Origin of the sequence: Bacillus sp. AY2-1 (genome assembly GCF_008368965.1) — a bacterium.
Classification (GTDB): domain Bacteria; phylum Bacillota; class Bacilli; order Bacillales; family Bacillaceae_G; genus Bacillus_A; species Bacillus_A thuringiensis_S.
Genome location: NZ_QPEL01000287.1, coordinates 1 through 3,722 on the forward strand (window position 1 = coordinate 1; position 3,722 = coordinate 3,722).

The window sequence follows — 3,722 nt, forward strand, 5'->3', positions numbered from 1 at the left end:
AATCCATCATAGTTACTTAGAACTACAACGGTCAAATATTCTTGTGGAAACCGCATGAAGTGTGAACGATAACCCGCCCAACTTCCTGAATGTTCCAAGTACCGACAGTTAAAACCTTCAGCAAGCCTTAGTCCAAAAGCATAATCTTCATTGTCAATAATCGTCTTCCCAGTTGGGGAAATTTTCGGACCTATTTCTCTCATTCTTTTAACAAGTTCTTTTCCACCAACGGTACCTGTAGTTAAATTCTCCCCCTACTTTACCAGGTCTTCAACTGTTGCATGAACTGCCCCATCCCCTGTGTGTTCCAAAGGGCTTTCATAGATTTTATATGTTCCTTGCTCATTCTTCGAATACCCAATAGTAATTGGTATAGTAGTTGGGTAGTAATCTATAATTGTTGTGTCTCTCATATTTAAAGGGTCAAAAATACGATCCTTTGTAAACTGACGTAGAGACTTGCCGCTTACCTTCTCTACCACTTGTGATAATAAAAAATATCCTGTATTGCTATACTCAAATTTTGTACCAGCTGCGAACCTTGCAATTTGATGACTATTAAGGTGGTTTAGCGATTCTTCCACAGTTAATGAATCAGTAAATTTAATATTTGCTGATTCAGCTAATGCCATATAATCAACTAGTCCACCAGTATGATGAATTAGATGTTTCAATGTTACAGGTTCAGCATATGTTCCTATAAAAGGGACGAACCTTACAATTGAATCATCTAAACTCAATCTTCCCTCTTGTTCTAAGAGTAATATAGAAAATGCAGTGAATTGTTTAGAAACTGAGGCAATATTTAAAATATTTTTTGTGGTTATAGGTAAATTTTTCTCTATAGAAGCTAAGCCAACCGTACCTTTATAAGTTACCCCGCTATCAAAACTAGCAATATATGCAAAGCCAGGAGCTTTTGGTGAAAACTTGTTAAATAATTGTTTAATCAATGTATGTGTCTTTTCATTATATGAATTATTCATCTCAATCTCATACCCCTTCCATTAAATAATTCAAAATAGATTACCCTATTATCTTTCTCATATTGAATTCAATTAACCTTCATATCGAATGTTTGATATGGGGAAAATCTCAAGTTATCTCATTTTAGTTTCCAAGGAAACCAAAATAGAGTATAATTATATTTGCACAATAGATATCATTTACAAATCCATTGTGCAAATTCTTGTATTAGCTCTTAATTAAATAAAAAAATGGAGGGCATGACATGGAAAATTATTATGATGTAGCGGTAGTTGGCGGTGGTCCGGTTGGACTTATGACAGCATGTGAATTAGCTATTCAAGGTGTAAAAGTTGTCGTTGTAGAGAGAAGATTAAATCGGATAAGAAATTCTAGAGCACTCACACTTCACCCCCGCTCCTTAGAATTAATGGCTATGAGAGGTATTGAAAATCGATTTTTATCTAGAGGGAAGAAATCAGATACAAGCCATTTTGCTGCCCTAGATACAAGATTAAACTTTAAAAATTTAGATACTGATTTTCCATATACGCTTTTTATTCCCCAATCTATTACAGAAGAAATATTAGAAGAGCGTGCGTTAGAATTAGGTGTAGATATTAAACGTGGTCATACATTAAAAGATATAAAACAGTATGAAACATTCGTACAACTAGAAATAGAACAAGCAGAAACGATAAATAAAATAGAAGTTCCATATGTAGTAGGCGCTGATGGCGCAAGAAGTGTAGTTCGTGAGTTATCACATATACCTTTTAATGGAACAGATACAACAACTACTGCTATATTAGGCGATGTCATTTTAGAAGATGTACCAGATAACCCATTTTTTTCTACATCTAATATAAATGGGATAATAATAATGGTACCTATTGCACCTAATGTATTTCGTTTTGCAATTGTAGATCCTAAGAATCAGACAATACCTGTTCATGTTGCTGTCACAGAAAAAGAGCTTATAGATAGTATTTATAGTATTACAGGTGAACATATTCAAATTAAAAGCTCAATATGGCTTTCTCGTTTTGGAAATGCAACCAAACTAGCAAATACTTATCAACATAAGCGTGTATTCTTGGCAGGTGATGCAGCGCATATTCATTTCCCTGCAGGAGGACAAGGTTTGAATATAGGTTTACAAGACGCTTTTAATTTAGGATGGAAATTGGGACTCGCTATAAAACAAAAAAAATATGAAAGCCTATTAGAAAGTTATCATTTTGAACGACATGCTGTGGGAAAACAATTTTTCAAGGAAGTACAAGCACAAGAACAATTAATGATAAACTTTTCAAATGCAGGTATAGAATTAAGAGAGTTATTCTCGCATTTACTCACATACCCAGAGGTGAATAAAGATTTAGCTGAAAGAGTTAGTGGCTTAGGGGTTATATATTCCTCTATGCATATGAAAGAAAAGCATCCATTGATAGGGAAAAGATGTACAAATCTTACTATTTCTTCGCAAAATAAGAAAACTTATAAACTCTTTGAATTGATGCAAGATGGTAAATATATTTTATTAATACATCCTTCTTATAAAGAAGAAATAGATAAAATGAACATTGATTCGCACACAAAGGTGGTTGTAGGCGAAATACAGGATTATCAATTTAAAAATATTGATGTCATTTTAATTCGCCCCGATGGTCACATAGCTTACATTGAGTATGATGAAAGAAAAGACTGTACAGATTTGAAAATAAAATTGAATAATTTTTAAAAACTACTATTTATGTAATGTTCTTATAGCAGTTAGCTTTTTATTATTAAGTATGTTCTCATCAAAATGATGAATCCCTAACTATTAGCTCAGCTCTTTCTATCTAGAAGGGTATTTTGTACTTTTACTTAAAATTCCTTGAAAACAATTTGAGCATAGATTTTCCCCATTAAAAAAGGAGAGATTATCCTTCTAATCCATACAATATATAATTAGCGAGTGAATTGACCGACAAGTTGTTCCTCAGCCATTGCTATTATACAATATATAATTAGCGAGTGAATTGACCGACAAGTTGTTCCTCAGCCATTGCTATTAGACGTTTTGTAATTTCACCACCAACAGTCCGTTTGGACGAGTGGTTGCGTCTGCACCAAGTTGTACATCAAACTCTTATGCGATTTTATATTTCATTTGATCAATTACACTTTCAGTACCACGAACTAATAATTCGTTACGGCTTCCACTATTCTTACGTATACTCGTCAAATTTCATGTCCATACTGTTTAGAGACAGTAGTCCACGCCATTCGGATTGACCTCCAGCACATGATAAATTTATAACCGTTCCTATAATTAGGAGCGGTCTTATTTCATTTCCTATAATTCTAATGATAAGAAATCATTATTTGTTCCCTTTCGATAGCTATCTATAGTCACCTTTAGAGGGAAACATATCAATTTATTAGGAGAATACCTTTTTAATATGGATAATATAGTATCATTAGATTCTTTAAAGCCACTAAAACTCTCTTAACGTTTTTAAAAATGAGGGAAGCGTCTTAAAAATGGGCATAGCGTTGTAAACCCGCATTTTTCTGATGGTACCCCATCGCTTTCAAACAAAAATTTATAGTTGCGAACGAATTAGCAATTATACAAATTTCATCACCTATTACAAATCTAATTAGTTTTGATAATATATCTTTTGTTTACGCTGAAATGGATAAGTTTTAATTTCATCTGTATCTAAATTTTCATTAAATAGATGTATGGCTATAATTTGTCTACA

General features: G+C 33.0%; 1 protein-coding gene and 3 pseudogenes. 1 reads left to right on the top strand and 3 read right to left on the bottom strand.

What is annotated here, in order from left to right; genetic code table 11:
- Nucleotides 1-986 (bottom strand): annotated as a pseudogene (locus DN403_RS30450) (serine hydrolase domain-containing protein); the annotation flags it as partial.
- Between the two features lie 245 nt (nucleotides 987-1,231).
- Here DN403_RS30450 and DN403_RS30455 point away from each other — a divergent pair.
- Nucleotides 1,232-2,710 (top strand): FAD-dependent oxidoreductase, encoded by a 1,479-nt coding sequence (locus DN403_RS30455; RefSeq protein ID WP_098437697.1) that lies wholly within the window; start codon nucleotides 1,232-1,234, stop codon nucleotides 2,708-2,710.
- Nucleotides 2,711-2,981: 271 nt separating this feature from the next.
- On the opposite strand, the pseudogene DN403_RS30460 reads toward DN403_RS30455, so the two are convergent.
- A pseudogene (locus DN403_RS30460) lies at nucleotides 2,982-3,190 on the bottom strand (alpha/beta-type small acid-soluble spore protein).
- A 427-nt stretch (nucleotides 3,191-3,617) separates the two neighbouring features.
- Nucleotides 3,618-3,722: pseudogene (locus DN403_RS30465) on the bottom strand (choloylglycine hydrolase); the annotation flags it as partial.

What these genes read in the sequence shown, in the direction of transcription:
- DN403_RS30455 (WP_098437697.1), top strand. Translation starts at nt 1,232, where the DNA reads ATGGAAAATTATTATGATGTAGCGGTAGTTGGCGGTGGTCCGGTTGGA.